1 rRNA gene is annotated in these 2,058 nt (G+C 53.1%); it reads right to left on the bottom strand.

The features are described 5' to 3' along the window. Window positions 1-2,048, bottom strand: a 23S ribosomal RNA gene (locus tag QP324_RS11755); the annotation flags it as partial. Window positions 2,049-2,058 lie beyond the last annotated feature (10 nt).

The raw sequence follows: 2,058 nt of genomic DNA, 5'->3' as shown, positions 1-2,058 counted from the left end.
TTGACTAACCGGTCCTCTTAACCTTCCAGCACCGGGCAGGCGTCAGTCCATATACATCAACTTAACGTCTTCGCATGGACCTGTGTTTTTGATAAACAGTCGCTTCCCTCTATTCTCTGCGACCCCACAACGCTTCCAGCCGCAAGAACCTTCACACCGTGGGGCCCCCCTTCTCCCGAAGTTACGGGGGCATTTTGCCGAATTCCTTAACCACAGTTCACCCGAACGCCTTAGTATTTTCAACCTGACTACCTGTGTCGGTTTAGGGTACGGGCCATACACACACATCGCTAGAGGCTTTTCTCGACAGTACAGGATCACCACCATCAACCCCAATGGGTCTACGCATCACGTCTCAACCATATGTGCAGCGGATTTACCTACCACACGATCTGCACGCTTACACCACCAATCCAATAAGTGGCGTGGCTACCTCACTGCGTCACCCCATCACTTGAACCACACATCAGGCCCCACGACATCAACACCACCAGACTTCAAAGAAGACCAGCAGTGCATCCGCGGTGGTTAGTATCAGTGCTTTATCATGGGCGCGCATGTACGGGTACCAGAATATCAACTGGTTATCCATCGACTACGCCTGTCGGCCTCGCCTTAGGTCCCGACTCACCCTGGGAAGACGAACTTGACCCAGGAACCCTTAGTCATCCGGCGGATAGGATTCTCACCTATCAATTCGTTACTCATGCCTGCATTCTCACTCGCACACAGTCCACGCCTCCTTACGGTAACGCTTCAACCCATGCACGACGCTCCCCTACCCAAACAAAATGTTTGCCGCGGCTTCGGCGGTGTACTTGAGCCCCACTACATTGTCGGCGCAGAACCACTCGACCAGTGAGCTATTACGCACTCTTTCAAGGATGGCTGCTTCTAAGCCAACCTCCTGGCTGTCTTCGCGATCCCACATCCTTTTCCACTTAGTACACCCTTAGGGGCCTTAACCGGCGATCTGGGCTGTTTCCCTCTCGACTATGAAGCTTATCCCCCACAGTCTCACTGCCGTACAACACAATTAGTGGCATTCGGAGTTTGGCTGACATTGCTAAGATTGTAGTCCCGCTCAACCAACCAGTCGCTCTACCTCCACCAAGCTATAATACGACGCTGCACCTAAATGCATTTCGGGGAGAACCAGCTATCACGGAGTTTGATTGGCCTTTCACCCCTACCCACAGCTCATCCCCGCAGTTTTCAACCTACGTGGGTTCGCGCCTCCACAACCTCTTACAGCTGCTTCACACTGGCCATGGGTAGATCACCCCGCTTCGGGTCCAGGACATGCCACTTGACACCCCATTAGGATTCGGTTTCCCTACGGCTACCCCACACGGGTTAACCTCGCGACATGCCGCTGACTCGCAGGCTCATTCTTCAAAAGGCACGCCATCACACACAAACGGTGCTCTGACGGATTGTAAGCACATGGTTTCAGGAACTATTTCACTCCCCTCCCGGGGTACTTTTCACCATTCCCTCACGGTACTCATACACTATCGGTCACACTGAGTATTTAGGCTTACCGGGTGGTCCCGGCAGATTCACAGCAGATTCCACGAGCCCGCTGCTACTCGGGCAACCCAACAACCCACATGCCATTGTCTTCAACTACAGGACTCTCACCTTCTCCGGCAGGCCATTCCAAACCACTTCACCTAACAACAACACACGAGCGGACCATCAGTAGCTAGTCCACATTGGGGCCCACAACACCGCACACACAACCCCTACCAGGTATCACATGCACACGGTTTAGCCTCATCCACGTTCGTTCGCCACTACTAGCAGAATCATTATTATTTTCTCCTCCTACGGGTACTGAGATGTTTCACTTCCCCGCGTAAACCCCCACAACAGCTATGAATTCACTGAAGGGTAACCCCACATAACCAGGGCCAGGTTTCCCCATTCGGACATCCTCGGATCAACGCTCAATTGACAACTCCCCGAGGCTTAACGCAGCCTTTCACGTCCTTCATCGGCTCAGCATGCCAAGGCATCCACCATGCGCCCTTAATAACGAACACACAAACCACC

The sequence above is a fragment of the Corynebacterium sp. UMB0012 genome (assembly GCF_030216265.1).
In the GTDB taxonomy this organism is placed as follows: Bacteria; Actinomycetota; Actinomycetes; order Mycobacteriales; family Mycobacteriaceae; genus Corynebacterium.
This window is presented reverse-complemented; position numbering and strand designations above follow the sequence as displayed.